At 54.0% G+C, this 16,796-nt stretch carries 15 protein-coding genes and 1 pseudogene; 9 read left to right on the plus strand and 7 right to left on the minus strand.

Going from position 1 to position 16,796, the window contains the following annotated elements; translation table 11 throughout:
* Window positions 1-28: 28 nt before the first annotated feature.
* Window positions 29-1,435: a hypothetical protein gene (locus AC0L6S_RS18345; protein WP_473425561.1), complete on the minus strand. Its 1,407-nt coding sequence runs from the start codon at window positions 1,433-1,435 to the stop codon at window positions 29-31.
* A gap of 175 nt (window positions 1,436-1,610) precedes the next feature.
* Here AC0L6S_RS18345 and AC0L6S_RS18350 point away from each other — a divergent pair, with 175 nt between their 5' ends.
* The gene (locus AC0L6S_RS18350) at window positions 1,611-2,915 is read left to right on the plus strand and encodes a mechanosensitive ion channel family protein (protein WP_473425562.1); all 1,305 of its coding nucleotides are present in this window, start codon (window positions 1,611-1,613) and stop codon (window positions 2,913-2,915) included.
* A gap of 17 nt (window positions 2,916-2,932) precedes the next feature.
* A complete protein-coding gene (locus AC0L6S_RS18355) occupies window positions 2,933-3,463 on the plus strand; it encodes a retropepsin-like aspartic protease family protein (protein ID WP_473425563.1) in 531 nt (176 codons plus the stop codon).
* A 72-nt stretch (window positions 3,464-3,535) separates the two neighbouring features.
* Here AC0L6S_RS18355 and AC0L6S_RS18360 read toward each other — a convergent pair whose 3' ends face one another.
* The 6 genes from AC0L6S_RS18360 to AC0L6S_RS18385 all read right to left on the minus strand — a co-directional run bounded on the left by AC0L6S_RS18360 (window position 3,536) and on the right by AC0L6S_RS18385 (window position 12,433).
* Entirely contained in the window at window positions 3,536-4,309 is a 774-nt protein-coding gene (locus AC0L6S_RS18360) for an SDR family NAD(P)-dependent oxidoreductase (RefSeq protein ID WP_473425564.1), read from the minus strand.
* 117 nt (window positions 4,310-4,426) lie between these two features.
* On the minus strand, window positions 4,427-5,065 hold the full coding sequence (locus tag AC0L6S_RS18365) for a hypothetical protein (RefSeq protein ID WP_473425565.1): 639 nt from the start codon (window positions 5,063-5,065) through the stop codon (window positions 4,427-4,429).
* Window positions 5,062-5,955, minus strand: coding sequence for an archaetidylserine decarboxylase (gene asd, locus AC0L6S_RS18370; protein WP_473425566.1), 894 nt, complete (start codon window positions 5,953-5,955; stop codon window positions 5,062-5,064). Before asd ends, AC0L6S_RS18365 begins: the two co-directional genes overlap by 4 nt.
* A 3-nt stretch (window positions 5,956-5,958) precedes the next feature.
* The gene (locus tag AC0L6S_RS18375) at window positions 5,959-8,676 is read right to left on the minus strand and encodes a glycosyltransferase (RefSeq protein WP_473425567.1); all 2,718 of its coding nucleotides are present in this window, start codon (window positions 8,674-8,676) and stop codon (window positions 5,959-5,961) included.
* Window positions 8,673-10,244: an aminotransferase class III-fold pyridoxal phosphate-dependent enzyme gene (locus AC0L6S_RS18380; RefSeq protein ID WP_473425568.1), complete on the minus strand. Its 1,572-nt coding sequence runs from the start codon at window positions 10,242-10,244 to the stop codon at window positions 8,673-8,675. The genes AC0L6S_RS18375 and AC0L6S_RS18380 overlap by 4 nt, the downstream gene beginning before the upstream one ends.
* A 278-nt stretch (window positions 10,245-10,522) precedes the next feature.
* Window positions 10,523-12,433: an alkaline phosphatase D family protein gene (locus AC0L6S_RS18385; RefSeq protein WP_473425569.1), complete on the minus strand. Its 1,911-nt coding sequence runs from the start codon at window positions 12,431-12,433 to the stop codon at window positions 10,523-10,525.
* 218 nt (window positions 12,434-12,651) lie between these two features.
* Between AC0L6S_RS18385 and AC0L6S_RS18390 the strand changes: the two genes are divergently transcribed.
* The 7 genes and pseudogenes from AC0L6S_RS18390 to AC0L6S_RS18420 all read left to right on the plus strand — a co-directional run bounded on the left by AC0L6S_RS18390 (window position 12,652) and on the right by AC0L6S_RS18420 (window position 16,709).
* Complete coding sequence (locus tag AC0L6S_RS18390; RefSeq protein ID WP_473425570.1) at window positions 12,652-13,425, plus strand: hypothetical protein; 774 nt, start codon at window positions 12,652-12,654, stop codon at window positions 13,423-13,425.
* 99 nt (window positions 13,426-13,524) lie between these two features.
* Window positions 13,525-14,361, plus strand: coding sequence for a GIY-YIG nuclease family protein (locus AC0L6S_RS18395; RefSeq protein ID WP_473425571.1), 837 nt, complete (start codon window positions 13,525-13,527; stop codon window positions 14,359-14,361).
* Window positions 14,362-14,386: 25 nt separating this feature from the next.
* Window positions 14,387-14,986: a DJ-1/PfpI family protein gene (locus tag AC0L6S_RS18400; RefSeq protein ID WP_473425572.1), complete on the plus strand. Its 600-nt coding sequence runs from the start codon at window positions 14,387-14,389 to the stop codon at window positions 14,984-14,986.
* A gap of 111 nt (window positions 14,987-15,097) precedes the next feature.
* A complete protein-coding gene (locus AC0L6S_RS18405; RefSeq protein ID WP_473425573.1) occupies window positions 15,098-15,502 on the plus strand; it encodes a VOC family protein in 405 nt (134 codons plus the stop codon).
* A gap of 78 nt (window positions 15,503-15,580) precedes the next feature.
* Window positions 15,581-15,763, plus strand: a pseudogene (locus tag AC0L6S_RS18410) (DUF1428 family protein); the annotation flags it as partial.
* Between the two features lie 252 nt (window positions 15,764-16,015).
* On the plus strand, window positions 16,016-16,246 hold the full coding sequence (locus AC0L6S_RS18415; RefSeq protein ID WP_473425574.1) for a hypothetical protein: 231 nt from the start codon (window positions 16,016-16,018) through the stop codon (window positions 16,244-16,246).
* Window positions 16,247-16,310: 64 nt separating this feature from the next.
* A complete protein-coding gene (locus tag AC0L6S_RS18420; protein ID WP_473425575.1) occupies window positions 16,311-16,709 on the plus strand; it encodes a GFA family protein in 399 nt (132 codons plus the stop codon).
* Window positions 16,710-16,796: the final 87 nt, after the last annotated feature.

Here is a 16,796-nt window from a genome sequence, read left to right on the forward strand (position 1 = left end):
GGGCAACCCGGCGATGCGTGCCCGAGCGCTACCCGGCAGCGCCCTGGCGGTAAATCCTGAGGTTTTTGTAGCCGTCTCCCGACGCCAGCGGGATGTTATCAATCGTCACGGTATCGCCCGTGACAGTCGCCTCTCCGGACAGGACGCCATCATCCCATGACCACTTCAGGGTCTGCCCGTCTCGCAACTCGAAGTTCTGCGCACGGCGGGGAGTGACGCTGATGGTGATGGTCTCCGGTTGATCGGGAACCCCCTTGCCAATCTTCACGCGCCGCTGATACTTCAGGGGAAAAACGATCTGTGTGGCCTCGTCGACAATATTGGCGTGATCCCAGGTGATACCCATGTTGTAGTGGCCCCGTGGAAATTTCGCCTGTTTTGTCCGGTCCGATGCCAGCAGGGGATAGTTACCGGTTGAGTGTGTAATCGCGGGATGGGCGCGGTCCAGCGTTACATCCTGTTCAGGGCTTTCAAACACCGACATATTCGGCAGATTTACACCCGCCTCGGAAAATGCATGCCCGGCTTTTACCCAGCTGAAAGCGCCCCCGATTTTTTGTTCTTCCACCAGGTTTACAAACAGTAAGTGCGTGCTCGCCCCTTTTAGACCGGCACTGAATTGGTCATTCGTGCTAAAGGCGTGCCGGTAGTGCATGCCTCGTACTATCGGGTCCTTGCGGGACTGGATGGCGAAGTCAATGCTGTCCCACAGCGCCTCGTTAGCCAGGTTATCGGGAGGGAAGGTGCTGTACTGCGCCGGGTCTCGCTGTGCAATCTGTCGCGGCATGATCACACCCGATACAGCGGAGGAATAGGCGATGGCATTCCGCCATGGTTCGGGCAGTATCATCGTTTGAATCACCGCGCCGGCACCACCCATGGATGGTCCGCCCAGCACGATCCCGCGTTTACTGACATCGATTCCGTAGCGCTCGGTCAGGAATTCCAGCGTGGCGACGATTCTGCGGCCTGGGTAGGGGGTGCCATCACTGCCGAATGTCCACCACTCCCGCCATTTGGAGCTGTAGGCCTCTGCATCCTGGGTGCGTACCTCGATGTCACCCAGTGAAGAGGGGCCGAATACCCGCATGGTCCCTTCGCCGCCACCGGAACCGTGCATCATCACATAAATTCTGGGGTCGGCCGGCAGCGGGTCCTTGCGCGAATAGGCCCATTTGAAATCGACACCGTGAGGGTCGTAATAGTCATTTGCGTCGATATCCATGGTGCCGGCATAGAATTTCCAACGGCCACCCTGCTCAGTCGCCTCCGCCGGTGCTTTGATCAGTTCGGGGTTGGGCTTATCCTCAGCGCCTGCAGTTCCGCCGATAGTGAGGCCACTGAGTAGGGCCAGCGCGGGCAGTGCCAATCTGGATGAGAGCAGGCCGAGGGCCGGTTTCTGCAAAAGTCGCCTGTCGCGGATCGGGTAGGGCATAGTCGTTTTCAGTGTCAGGATTGAAGCCCAAGCATAGCAGTACCTATTGAGTAGCAGAAGCGGTTGGCCAGCTTCGCACTAATCCCTTTATAATGACCCATGAACAGACTGCAGATTCAAGGGAGACACTGTGAACTACGGAAATTGGACGAAATCTTTTAGATGCGCGGCCGTCATGGCACTCATTATGGCGCTTTTTCATCCCGCGTCTTTTGCTGAGACTGACTATGTCGCAAAGACAGCGAAGAACGTGAATATCAGTATCGACGACCTGGGTTCCAAACTGCTACCGCTGACCAAAGCGGAACTGGAGGTAGAGGCAACTGCCTGGCAGAGCGTACTATCGAGCAAGGTCGCGCAAGTGAGTAATCTTGAAATCCGCAATCGGGATGGTTCGCAGAAGGCGGAAGCGGCCTCCCCATCGGGTACTGCGCCCCCCGCAGAGCAGACGGCTGTGGATGACAACCTGAAGAGCAAAATTGCCGCTATGCGCCTCGAACAGGGCAGCATCGCAAAGCGGTACGGCCTCGTGCTGGATGCGTTGGAGAGAAAGGGTGGAGACGTCAAGGACCAGCGCCTCTATCTGGATGCGGTATCGGCAATCGCGCCGCATATCGATGATACCAGTGCCGCGTTACTGGCCTTGCAGGAATGGCTGAAGTCCGATGACGGCGGCGTACTATTCTTTATCAATGTAGCGAAGTTCGTTGCGGCGCTTGTGATTGTCGTACTCATTGCCCGGCTGATAGGCCGTTTTACCGACCGGCTGATTAGCAAGCAGTCGGTTTCAATGCTGTTGGGGAGTTTCATCAAGGTCGCTGTGCGGCGTTCTGTGCTGGTGGTTGGTTTCATTGCCTGCCTACCTATTATAGGGATCAATATCGGCCCTGTATTGGCGTTGATTGGTGCTGCAGGTCTGGTCATCGGTCTGGCCTTGCAGGGTACGCTGAGCAATTTCGCCAGTGGTTTGTTAATCCTCATTTATCGCCCGTTTGATATGGGGGATGCGATTACCGTGAGTGATGTCAGTGGTTCCGTGCACGGGATGAACCTGTTGTCTACCACCATCAAGACCTTCGACAACCAGATGATCACGATACCCAACAACAACGTCTGGAACGGCGCAATTATTAATATCACAGGCAGTGATACGCGTCGTGTCGATATGGTGTTCGGCATTGGCTATGACGATGACTTTGCCAAAGCGCAGGAGATTCTGCATACCATCCTGGCACAGCACCCCAAGGTACTGGAAACCCCTGAGCCGAAGATCCGCTTGCATGAACTGGGCGATTCATCGGTGAACTTGATCTGCCGCCCATGGGCGAAAACAGCAGATTACTGGGATGTTCACTGGGATGTGATGGAAACCGTGAAACGCGAGTTCGACAAGCAGGGCATCTCTATTCCATACCCGCAGCGCGATGTTCACTTTTATCCGGCTGAAGGGTCGACAGACGCAGCGGATAAAACCGCCTGATTGCTCGGCGATAGCCCATGAGCGACGACAGCGAAGTTCATGAGCAGAAGCGCATGGGCACCACCATGCAGGTACTGGCATGGTTGGTGCTGCTTGCGCTGGGTGTGGCCTATTTCAGCGATTTACTCGATAAGCAATACAACCCCAACCAGACCCTGCAGACTGGTTATACTGAGGACGGTGTTCGCGAGGTGGTGCTGCAGCGAAATAAGTTTGGTCATTACGTCACTAGCGGAGAGATAAACGGCAGCAAGGTGACTTTCATGCTCGATACCGGTGCCACCGGTGTGGCAATTTCTGACGCTGTGGCATCCCGTTTGGGGCTCCAGCGCGGTAGAGCCTTCCCCACGCAGACGGCTAACGGTATGACAACCAGCTACGCGACGACGCTCAGCAGGATCAGCGTGGGCGACATCGAGCTGTACGATGTGCCCGCCGCAATCTCCCCAGGCCTGCAGACCGACGAGATATTACTGGGCATGTCTTTTCTCAAGCATATTGAATTTACCCAGCGCGGCGACACGCTGATTCTTCGGCAGTTCCCTTAACCCGGTCATTGGCGAGCTGTGCCTGTTTGCCAATCGGGTTGCGGTTGCAGCGAATCGGGTGGGGCGTGCTCATCAATCAAACAGCGATGCCCAGTTGATACCGTTGATATGGCCGCCGCCGTCAACGTACAGGGTATTACCCGTCATATACCGCGCTTCCTTGCTGGCGAGAAACAGGGCAACGCCCGAAATATCCTCATAGGGATCACCCATATACCCCATCGGTACCTGTTTGTTCACACGCTCGGCCATCTCCGGCGCAAACTCCTGCATCGCGAGAAATGCTGCGGTCACCGCACCGGGGCAAATAGCGTTGACGGTAATGCCGTAGGGAGCCCACTCGCGCGCGGCCGTTCGGGTGAGCGCACGCAAGGCTTCCTTGGCCACGTTATAGTCCGCCGTCTGTGGATGCGCATTCACGCCGTTGAGTGAACACAGGTTGATGACGCGCCCGAAGCCGCGCTCCTTCATTGTCGCAAAGGCCGCATTCATCGCCCAGCGCGCCGCAAAGAAGGAGCCGTCCAACTGGCGCTGGAACTCCTCGTCGGACTTCTCTTCCAATGGTGTCAATGCGGCCGGTGGCACGGCATTATTAATAAGTACATCGACTGCGCCGTACTGCTCTATCGCAGTATTCACTAGCGCTTCAACCTGGTGCCTTTGCGTCACATCGCAGTGTTGGTAGTCGGCACGGCCATTCTCTGCCTGCAATTGCGCGGCAAGGGCCCGGCCGGCTTCATCATTGATGTCGGCGATCAACACCTGATAATCCGCTCGGGCGAAGCGTGTGGCAAATGCCTTTCCCAGACCGTCTGCAGCACCGGTGACTATCACAACTTTTTCCATTCCCTACTCCCGCTGGACGACGTTTAGCAAAGAGTAGCAGTTGCGCTCCAGCGTAGAACAGAACAACGGTAAATCCCGGTGATGGTATAGGCCGGTGAACTGCGCTGCGCCCGCGTATTACGAGGCCGGGTCGGCGTGTTCGTCAAAGGTCACCTCGCGGTACCAGTCCGTCATGTCATCATACATATCGCCCTTGAGGATATGCATCGGAGCGCGGTGATAGATCTTAATATCGTGGAAGGGGTCGGTCAGGATTTTGATCGCCCACACCAATCCGGACTGAAATCCCATCAGGTGGAAAAGATGTACCGTGCGGAACAGCACTGCGCCTATGCCGGTGAACAGCCAAAGTATTGTGGTGTTATAGATCAACCCCTTATCAATCTGCTGGTCACCCAGCAGGCCAAAGAAATCGGGAATGAACCAGAGCACAATAGGCACTGCAATCCAGATAGATAGCAGTATCACTTTGCGTCGCAAGTTGTAGCCCACCTTCACGCTTTCCTTGTACTCGTGTGTCGCGCCGTTGACTTCATCATAGCTTTTGGGCTCGAAGAAGAAGTGACCGATCTGCCGCAGCACCATCGCCAGTAACCAGCCGACCATTACGGCGGCAACGGGATCGACAAACAACAGGTAGTAGCTGGCCACGAAGCAGCTAGCGCTCAACAAGTGCAGTAGCTGGTTCACGCGGTTGTGGTGGTAGTAGCGATGGTCATCCCAGCGTTGTCGGTGCAGCTCTTCAAGAAAGGTCATGTAGTCACCTCATTAAGGGGTTGTGGTTCTGAGTAATGGAGTAGTGCGCGGCCCATCTGTACACGCTCGCCGGTGCGGATGTCATCACAGAATCCGAAATCCGATGTGGCGAACAGAATGATGGTTGAGCCGTGCTGGAAATAGCCAAGCTCATCCCCCTTATTAAAGGCGGCGTCGCAGGCAATTTGTTGTGGGCCCTTGTAGTGCATATCCAACAGGTTCTCTAGCCAGTGCAGGCGGATACTGGCGACCAGAATTGCAGCAACAGCCACCAGGCAGACACCGCTGTCGGGGCGGCCAGTGTCGAGGTTTATCACCGCTCTTTCATTTTTACAGTAGAGCTTTTCGATACGCTGCAGGGCAATAGGGTTCACGTTCCAGGTGTCACCGGATATGTAGGTTACCTGCGGTATACGGCAGTCGAGTGGAGCGTGGAAGCGGTGGTACATGCTGCTTTTGAGGCGCAGGGTTATGTATTTGCCGTCGCGGTAGCGTTCGCGCACACTTCGGTCCGGGATGAGGTCTTCCAGATAGTAGGGAAACCCCTTGGCCTGGAACACCGTGGTGCCGACGATATCGCCGTGTTCGCCGACTATCGCATCGCAGGGGCTGACGACGATATCCTCACGCAGGTCGATATTTCGTGCACCCGGTAGCAGCGGACGCGTGAAGCATTCCTGCAGGCTGGCATACTCGCGTGGTGGCGCTTCGCTTAGATCCAGGTCATCGGCGAAGGTTTTCCAGACTCGAATGAGCACACGGGTAAGGCGCGGGTTCTCGATGCCGCTCAACCAGCCCATAAACTGTGTGGCCAACCGACGTGGGATGCGGTTGGTCAGTAGAAAGTTGAGCTGTGCGTTCTGCGACAGTGTGTGGATCATCTTGGCCATAGGTCAGGCAACCGAACGATGCTCCAGTACGCACTGGGGAGCGGGCAGGCCGAGGTCCTCAACATACTGCGTCATGATCCGGTCTGCGCTGTAATACCTTGCTCGCGCCAGTGCTGCACTTCGCATCGTGGCGCGCCTGTCAGGCCAGCTGTAGTGACTGACGATCTGCGAAGCCATCTCCCTGGGATCATTCACCAGGTAGCCGCTGATATCGTGTTCTATGATGTCCCTCGGCCCCTTGCAGTCATATGCGATGGCCGGCATCCCGTGGGCGAAGGCTTCCAGCAATACGTTGCCGAAGGTATCGAACCTCGAGGGGAACACAAACAGATCAAGGCCAGCGTAGAGTGATGCCAGCGTCTGCTTGTCTATCCAGCCCATGAATTTGGCATCCGGCAGCAGTGCCTTAAGCTCGTCCTCGGCCGGCCCGCTCCCAGCGATCACCAGTTTCAGGTCCGGCAGTACTTTTCTGGCACGGGCGATGATGTCAGGCAGGTCCATGATGCCCTTTTCGGCGCTGAGCCTGCAGGCTATGAAAAGTACCGGGGTGCTGTCCGTTGCATCCTCGAACAACTCGGATTTATCGATAGGCTGTACTTGCGTCGGTACCTGTGGTGCATGGTGCGCTGTGAGGAAAACCTTGTCGGCGTCCAGCTCCATCTCAAAACCTGTGAGCCAATCGCGGTGCTCGCGGTTGAGTACAAAGATACCGTCAAACTGGCTGTACAACAGTCGCAGGATGCGCCGCACACGGTCGCGTTCGTGTTGTGTCGCCTGCGTGGTGCACTTGATGTATTCGATCCAGTCTGTGTGCATGAAGAAGTAGCAGGGCACATTGAACATGTGTTTGAGAAACAGGGCCACCGCCACCATCGGACCTTCGGTCGAGCAGATGACCCGGTCGTAACCACCGTCATAGAAAATGCGGGAAACCTCCAGTAGATCCGGTACGCGAAGCTGCTGGCCACCGGATTCGGGCAATGTGAAGGCTGTCAGCGGGCGCGTCACATGCAGGTGCGGTTCGGGTTTTGCAGTTTCGTGGCACACCAACATATCGATAGCGAGGTCATTGCCCTGTATCTGCCGCAGCTTACCCGTCAGCGAGTTGGATACCCCGTTCTTGTCGAACAGCGTGTCTGTCAGGTGTAGCGCACGGTACTCGTGGTGATTGCGACCGAGGTCTGCAGCAAAGTTGTTGAGAAACTCGCGGTTCTGGTAGAGCACCCGCGTACTGGCCAGGTTGGCACCGGCCAGTACGGCAGCAATCATTACAGGGAAGGTCAGCTTGTCCAACAGGTCACCCAGACAGCGGTCGGTGACCTGCGTGTACTTGCTGGGAGTGCCCAACAGCCACGCCGTCACCTGGCTGGGTACCTCAAACTTGCGCGTTAGCTCCTCGGTGGAGAAGGCTCCGGGTTCGCTCAGTTTGTCGGCCAGTTTGGAATCCTGTACGCGCTGTATGATGACCTTGTTGATCTCGGTAAAGAGCCCGGTGATGGCCAGGTTGACAGTGCGGGTGAACTCCTCGGCAGACCCCTGTGCCCGGCTGTCTGCAATTTGCTCCAGATAGGTGATGCAGAAGCGGTATTTCTTCGAAATCTTCCAGCGCAGCATCTTGTTGGGTTTTTTACCCTGCAGAGCATCGTGGACAAACTCGAAAAACTTCCGCGATTGCTTGTGCTTCTGTAGTTCCAGCAGCACATTGCTGAGGGCAAAGCAGGCCAGCTTGTCGCTTGCTTCACCGCGGTGCAGCAGAATGCGCAGTAACCCTGGGTCCTCGATGTTTGTGGCGATCTGCGCGAAGTAATCCAGCAGCGCGATATTCAGTTTCTGGTTTTCAGCGACATGGCCAAATGGCGCCATGTTGCCAGCGCGAATCGCTTCGAGCGCCAGTTTAGACGCCGGTTCTTCACGCAGCCGTTGCTCCAGGTTTGGCACCATCAGCCGGGTGCCACACTGGCCTGCAAAAATGCCCATGTGATCGTCTGAGCCGCCACTCAAGGCCTTGGGCTGGTCGGGGTTCACACCGAAATCGCTCGGATTCAGCTTGTGCTTTCTGGCGTATTCGCGGATTTTCTCCGGCGTCAGGCTCTGCACCCAATTCAGTGTGAGTGTAGATTGCCACAAGTCACGCTGGCCGTTGAGCACCTCAAACCGCTGAAACATAACGGCCAGCTTCTCGAACAATTCCAGATTGATTTTGTCATTGCGGGTGTAGAAATATAGCGGGTGTGGCAGTACCACTGGAATGTCCTGTGCGGCCGCGTAGCGCAGGAAATCGTACACATTCTGGCGTTTGTCAAACAGCACCACCTCCTGCTCGGGAGTGAAGCCGTAGGTCAGTACATGCAGGTAGAGATTGGCTTCCGGAAAGTAACAGGTGAATTCGGCGCCCACCAGCACATCGTATCCCTGATCCAGCAGTTTCCAGCAGGAGCGGGCGTTGTTGTGATTGGTCACCGTCAGCACGTCGCTGCCGTTGCGGCGCAGGCACTTGACCAGCTTGCTGGTTTTGAGCCAGGTCTCCGGCAGCCCCAGAATACGGCCCCAGAGTTCATCGGGGGTGTCACTGTTGTGGTCGTGGCAGTGCAAATCCACCCGCAAGGTATCCTCGCCTGCAAACCGTGTGGATTCGCGCAGCAGATACGAGTTGAACTCTTCCGTGATCGAACTCCTGAACTCACCGGGGCGAATAGCCGTCAGTTTTGTTTCGATAGTCATGGCGCTGCCTCTCCTGCGTTGGCTGGCTGGTGGTGCTGTCGGGGTGTCCGCAGTTTTCCCAGCATTGGGAAACGCGCCTTGAGCATTTCAAACGCTAACTGTCGCTGAATGGATTTGGTCGTGAGCTGCTCCGCCTGCCACCACCAGCCGTCAGCAGACATCTGCTGTGCTGCGCTGACAAACCGTCTGGTGACTTCTTCGAAATCTGCGTCGGTGAAGTTCAGGCTCATAATCATGCGGCCGCTGCCAACCCAACTGAGTTCGAGCCCCTGATCACGCAGGTAGAACTGGAACATCCAGTTATAGCGGCAGGGCGTCTGATAAAGCACGGTGCAGATGGTATGCAGGTTAACCACTTTGACCGGCAGATCGGCAACTTTCAGTCGCGCATTGAGCTGTGCAATTCTCGCATCCCAGGTCGCTTCTGCCTCTGTATATAGCTGCTGGTAGTGCGGCTGCTCTACGCGCCTCAGGAAGACGTTCATCGCCGCCATTACATAGGGATGCGAGTTAAAGGTGCCGCGGGCAAAGGAGATATTGGCCGGTTGGTCGGGCTTGAACCGTTGCATCAGGTCACGGCGGCCACACAGTACGCCAACGGGCAGACCGCCGCCGAGTGTCTTGCCATAAGTCACCATATCAGCCTGGATGCCGAAATAGTCCTGTGCGCCGCGATAGCCGAGTCGGAAGCCGGTAAACACTTCATCAAAGATCAGTACAATACCCCGTCTGTTGCAGACGCTGCGCACACGCTGCAACCACTGTGCGTATTCCTCACGATTGCAATTGGCGCTGCGGGTGCTGTTGACAAGACTGGCGTCTCCCGCAGCATCGGCATTGGGGTGTAACGCCTGCAGTGGGTTAATCAGGACACAGGCGATGTCTTTGCGCGATCCCAGTACCTTGAGTGTGTTCTCGCTCAGATCAGCCAATGTGTAAACATCATCGACGTTGCGTTGATTGCCGACCCCTGGTTGCACACCATCCCACCAGCCGTGATATGCACCGCACATCCGCACAAGATGCGTTTTGCCTGTGTGATAGCGCGCCAGCCGCACAGCCTGCATAACGGCCTCGGTGCCGGACATATGGAAGGACACCTCATCCAGCCCCGCTATCTGGGTGATTCTGGCAACGTTGTCGCGGATCACCGGATGGTAGGCACCGAGTACCGGGCCGAGCCGCTGGACCAGGGCAGAGCCCTCAGCAATACACTCCTTATAGAAGTCGTAGCCAAATACGTTGACACCGTAGGAGCCGGTCAGGTCATAGCGCCAGTTGCCGTCGAGATCGCGCACGCGCACATCGGCAGATTCCTCTACCACAGCCGCTTGTTTTAAAGGCTGCGGCAGCTGATCGCGGTAGGGAAATGGGACACGGTAGTTGCTGGTAAAATTAACGTCCGAAATAGCGCCATCGAGTGAGGCAGCGCACGCCAGCGTTTCGGGTGAGCGCCCGGCGAACGTCTGTGAAAGCCGAGCGAGCCCTGCACGTCGCTGGTTGGCTACGGCCTTGGGCGCGCCGTCACTGCTAAAGTACTGGTCGTGGTCGAAGCTGTAGGCTGCCACTTGCCGCGCGATTCTGCGGGACCATTTGGCGTGCCCGCGAAGCGAAGGGTGTTTGGCCCTGGAAAGTCGGAGACGAATATGGACTTTGTAGAGCAGGGCGCCGGTGGCGCAAGCTGCGAGTACCGAAAAAACCGTAGTCTGTAACATAGCTTCCTTGATCCAAGCACCGGCCACCTCGGTAGCCAGCGCCTGTTGGTTTACGCAAATTTACAAGGAGCGAGTGTCAGTACCGTGAAGTTTTTGCGACATTCCTGTTGCAGCCATCGTGCACAGAAAAGTCATTGCGGGTTTAGAATGCCCTCGGGCGCGGGCTCGGCTGTCCGGTCACCCGCCGTGGCTTTAACGCCTAGCCCGTGCAGGCTGACATGATCCAATTGATTGCGATAACGCGGCGGCGTGGCAGCTGTATCATCTGCTGCGAACGCGATCATCTGATTGCCCAGCACATCCGGAGACCCTGGCGTGAGTTTGTCCTGCCACCAGTACTCAAAAGTAGCCGAGTCCTCAGTGAGGTGAACAATCCCGTAACCATGATCAACCCATTCGACAAACTGGCAGGCCGGCGTGATGCCCATCAACCCTTTCTCAGTAGTGCGAGAGGCGCTGATTTGCTCTTCAAAGCTTGAATCAGGCGAGCTGTTCGCAATGATTTCGTCAAAACCACCCCTGCCCATCGATGTGGGTGCAAACTCCACGCCGACCGAGGCTGCCCTGGCATTATCGACGGCAGTATTGGCAGTGCTGCTGCGGAAAAACCCTGCGGCTGTGTTCTCTACTGTTGATCCGTTTAGGGGGTTGGGTGCGATGCCGCCTGACTGGTAGTCGGTAAGATCCTTCTCCACCAGATCGGCTCCCCAGTTCCCGTGCATGTCACCCGACACCACTATATTGTTCTGCACGCGCTGCGCAGCAGCGTTTTCTCCGCGCAGAAACTGGAACAGTTGCTGGCGTTCTTCGGGGTAATCTGCCCAGCGCGTCAGTTCGCTTGTTAACCAGGTTTGGTTGATCATTATTCGCCAGCGCTTACCCTGCTGTTGTGAGGTCAACATACTGTTTGTTAGCCATTCGTACTGTGGCCTGGAGAACAAGCTGTTGCCCGATGACAGATGTGAGCTGTCTGACACAATGCCCGGCCTTTCACGCGAGGGCAGATAGAGCTGCGTGTCGACACAGAATATGTCGGCCATGGGCCCGTAATCGAGTTTGCGATAGACCTGCAGTGGGTCTGCCGGCTGTGGGTAACTACCGTCATCTACCAGGACGAACTCACCGCTGCCGTCGGCGCGCACGGGGCGTGTGGGCGTCCACTCATAGAACGCCTGTACGGTATCCTGCAGTGTCGTCGTCTGGCCGCTTGCATCCACGCTACCGTCTTCCAGCTCATTGCCGAAGTTGACCGAGATATCGTGGTTGTCCCAGATAATGGCCCACGGATGCTGTTGGTGGGCGCGCAATAGATTGGGGTCTGAGCGGTAGAGCGCGTAGCGTCGTCGCACTTCCTGAAGATTGAGCCAATCCCGATAATCCACATCGTTGATATCGGCGCGGTCACGTCGCGCGCGCACGGTCTCGTCCTCGTCTACAAAGTCGTAGATATAGTCCCCGCAGTGTGCGACCAGATCGATATCATTGCGATCTGCCAGATGGCCATAGCCGCTCCAGTAGGATGACCAGTAGCTGGAGCAGGCGACCACTGCAACACGCAGCGCGCTGACATCGGTGTCCGGCGCGGTGCGTGTCCGCCCGACGATGGACGTGAGGCCGCCCAGTGCACTGAACTGATAGTAGTAGGTGGTCGCAGGTGATAAGCCGATGACGTCCACTTTGATCGTCCAGTCGTGATCGGCAATCGCATCCTGTGTACCCTGCGCTACGATAGTGTTCATGCCCGGATCTGTGGCCACTTGCCATTGCACCGCTACGGAAGGAGAGGTGATATTCTCTTCGGTAACCCTGGTCCAGATAATCACGCGATCGGAGAGTGGGTCGCCGCTGGCCACGCCGTGGGCAAAGGGCAGCTCGGATACGATTGGAAAATCGAAATTTTCTGATGGCACTGGTCGCGGGGGCAACACCGGTTGTTCGTCTGTAATCGGTTTGCTGTCGTTGCTATCGGAGCAACTCGATAATGCAGGCACTAGGGTAACTGCTCCGAGTCCCTTCAGGAATGTGCGTCGGCTGGGGGGCATTGTGTATCTCCTTTTGAGCGGAGGATAAACGTGAGATATTACGGTTGTGTGACTGTATTAGAGCACGGCTCCCTCTGAGAGGGCGATAGTTGATGATTAGTGTCTATATATGGACATGGCTAGTAGTCACCTGTGGCTACATATACCTACACATGTCTAGATGTGGACATAATGGCTACATTTGGCTACAACATATTCTTAGCTGTTAGGCATCAGTAATGGCAAACTTGTACTTCGACGAATCAATTAGAGATAACGGAAAGTTTATAATAGGCGCTGTGGTCATATCTGAGGACGACTTGTCCACTCAAATAAGAGCGCAGTGGGAGAGTATGGGGTTAAACCCATACGATGATGAATATAAAAGTTCTGCCATAAAATCCGATAATGAAGTATCGATTCAGCAGCGAGATTTCATTAGGTCTCTACTACATAGTTCCAAATTGGCCTTAGTTGTATTGCCGAGTCATGATCGAAAAGAGTTGGGTAATTATTGTGCCGAATTGGTTCTCCAGCTTTTGAGTACAAAAAAGTTATTCGGCGATACACATAATTTATTTATTGATGAAAATGTGTTCATGGATAAAGGTTTCCAATTAGAGCTGGAGCGCTCTGGGGTTAATCTATATTTGAACTCTGACTCCAAAAGAGAAGCAGGAATACAATTAGCTGATCACGCGTCACATGCTTTGGGTGGAATGCTGCTTGAAGAAATGGGGCTAATAAAAAAGCAAGTAAAAGCCGGTGAGAACTCGGGGTATCACCCCGATGAGATGCTAGATTTGGGTTTTGAACTCTGGGCTAGCCTTCGCTATGCATTGATTGGTGACAATCAATATATTGAGGGTTTGTCGCCACCGCCAGACGATCCAGCAAACCCATACTTTATGGTAAATGGTTACGGTTTATATATTGCTGCAAGCTGTGTCGAAAATCTTGAGTCCTGCGCCAAAAGAAGGTTTGGTATAAATTACTTAGGCTGCATACATTAAATGTAAATTATGCCTAACAAACGCAGTCACAGGGAAAAATTTTCCGCTGCGCTTCAAATTTTCCCGTGCTGCGGGCGTTAAGTTTCAAAGGAGAGTTCATTGCAAGCAGCAACAATAAAACTATTTCTCGTCCACGGAAGTCCAAATGGCTTGCGTACCGCCGAGCTCTCTAATTGGTCAGGGAAAGCTATAGCAGCTCCACGAACTGAAATGTCTGAGCTATTAAAGCGAGAGGAACTCACAAGTCCTGGGTTCTACTTATTGACAGGCGTTGATCCAGAATCTGGAGATAGAGCTATCTATATAGGTGAAGCAGAAAACGTTGCAAATCGATTAAAAGGGCATGCGGCAAAAGATTTTTGGAATGCAGTCACGGTTTTTGTCTCGAAAGATGAAAATTTAACCAAAGCTCATATACGTTACCTTGAAGGGTTTTTAATTGATAAAGCCAACACCAACGGTAATTCCATAGTTATGAATGCCGCCAGCAGCGGGGCGCGGCTGCCTGAATCTGACGCAGCAGAAATGGACGTATTTTTAGAAAAATGCCTCCAACTTCTACCCGTTTTAGGAATATCAGATTTCAATAAAAAAGTAGATGTTTCAAGCGAATCTAAAGACCTGCTCTATTGCAAAATTAAAGGGCTTACAGCCTCAGGAAAACGGACAGCTAACGGATTTATTGTTTTTGCAGGTTCTCAGGCGGTAATAGACCATAGGCCTTCTGCTAAACGCATGAAGGCAAAGCGAGAACAGCTAATTGAGAAAGGCTTTCTCCAAGAAAATGGCGATCATCTAGTGTTCACAAAGGATATTGAGTTTGGGTCTCCAAGCACAGCTGGTAGCGTTGTAAGGGGTGGCACAACTAATGGCCTTACCGCATGGAAAAATGCCAACGGAAAGCAGTTGAAAGAGATCGAAGAAAATGAAACTTAACAAGGCGCTCAGCTAGAGAGATCTTATGAAGTTAGGCGTTCTACTTTTCGAGGGGTTTGAATTGCTGGATGTTTTTGGTCCGCTTGAAATGCTTGGACAAATTGATGAGCTATCCATTGAGATGATTGCAGCAGAAATCGGTGCGGTAAATTCTACTCAAGGCCCTGCGGTACTGGCCCAAGAGACATTATTAAGCAAGGCTTGCTATGAAATCATCTTAGTTCCTGGCGGCATAGGAACACGGAAAGAAGTAGAGAATACCGAGATCATTAAATGGATTTCAGAGAAAGCATCAAAAGCCAGGTATATTACTTCGGTTTGCACAGGCAGTGCTTTGCTTGCAAAGGCTGGAGTACTTGATGGAAAAAAGGCGACTACTAACAAACTGGCATTTTCTTGGGCATGCTCTCAAGGACCGAAAACACAATGGGTCGCAAAAGCGCGCTGGGTGCAAGACAGCAATGTATTTACCTCTGCAGGCGTATCGGCCGGTATTGATATGTCTTTGGCCTTAGTTAAAGAAATTTGGGGTGAACCTAAAGCTAGGTCAATAGCAGACTGGGCTGAATATCAATGGAATTCAAATCCCAATGATGATGTTTTTGCGGCAAAACATGGCCTATAGCAAAAGCCATAGCAAGCGCTTCTTGCGTCAGCCACTACGTGGCTTGGACGGTTTTTTCGCTCGTTCCACGCTACAAAACCGCGGCAAATGCGTGCGTTATAGGGCCTTGACATGATCTCGGGTATCAACCACATAACGTTTGCAGTATCAGACCTTGATCGTTCCTTGCATTTCTATCGAGATATACTCGGATGCACTGAAGTTTACTCCTGGAATGGCGGTGCATATCTCGAAGCTGGTAGCTTGTGGGTCTGTTTGTCCCTAGATGCCAATGCATCCGGAAGTTTGGACTATACTCACGTTGCTTTCACAGTAACCTCAGAAGACTTCGGTGAGCTTTCCTCCAAGATCATCAATTCAGGTGCGTACATATGGAAGGAGAATCGCAGCGAGGGCAACTCGCTCTACTTTAGCTGTCCTGATGGACATCGCTTAGAGCTGCACGTTGGGGATCTACAATCGCGCCTTCGGTCCATACAAAGACATCAGGGAGGGCGCTGTGGCTCGCCCCAATAAGAAGTCAGGGCTGTGGCGCCTGCATGCAGGACGCGCTAACGCGCCCCTCAGCCTGCAGCGCTTGAGGCCGCGTTTCCGCAGGCAGTTAAATGCAAGGCAGACGAAACCGTGTTTTTTTCCTGGATAGAGTGGCCTGCTCGTCAGATGAGAGATGAAGGGATGGTCAGCATCGAGCAGGATGACAGAATGAAGGACAACCCCATGCCTTTTGATGGCAGCAGGTTGATATCTGGAGGTTTTCAAATGGTCGTCGACGAGTAGTGCAGCGGATACTGGTAGATGCGAAGTCGTGCTTCGACATCAAATGCGTGTCAACTTGGCAAGGCCCTTGTTGGCACCAGAGTTTGCCAGGGCTAGCCGTATTGAAATCACAACGCTCGAAACGCCGGCACTGTTAAAAAGAGAATAGCCACCATGCCTATCGCTAACTGCACAATAACATCAGAGAATTCGGGCTGTTCAGAAAGCCTCATTAAGCTGTGGGCCAGTGAGGCAGGTATATCGCCTGAACACATGACCATTAATGTTGTTACTGCCAGCGGCCAGGTAGGAGCCAAGTATGCTGCAATGGCCAACCTGTTGCTTCCATCACTTTGGTCAGACAGCGAGATCTCATCACTTCAGCTTGGTTTGGCCAGGGCACTGGCGCAGCATTATGCTATCCCTATTACCGAAGTACATGTCGTTACCACCGTTGTCTCGTCGGGCAGGGTGGTTGAGGCGGGGCGGGAGGTTGAATGGTAATCACGGTTCATGATCAAGTACTCTGACCCCTTGAAGTCTTGAAGAGTTGCGAAAGGAGTTATGTATGAAAGGTGCATGTCTGTGTGGGAGTATAGAGGTGGAAGCGGCGAACCATACTGACCTCGGGCTATGTCATTGCTCAATGTGCAGGCGCTGGTCGGGCGGGCCGATGTTCGCAGTACATTGCGGTTCAGAGGTCAGTTTTTCTGGGCATGCTCCCGCCGTATATGCCTCGTCTGACTGGGCCGAGCGAGGGTTCTGCGCCAACTGCGGTACACATCTTTTTTATCACCTACTGCCCAACAACGAATACATTCTTCCTGCGGGCCTGTTCCAGGATCAACAATTCAACCTGTCCAATGAAATATTCATTGATGAGAAGCCGGCGTACTACGAGTTCAGTAATGAAACGTCAAAAATGACGGGGGAGCAGGTTTTCGCACAGTTTGCGTCCGAGAGCTAGCTCACTATTTGGCAACAGCAGGCCCGGCAGCAGGAGCGGGCCCATTCGCCGATGTGCGCCGGATCTAATAGCAGCAGCACCATTGCC

The sequence above is a fragment of the Halioglobus sp. D3-4 genome (assembly GCF_055809315.1).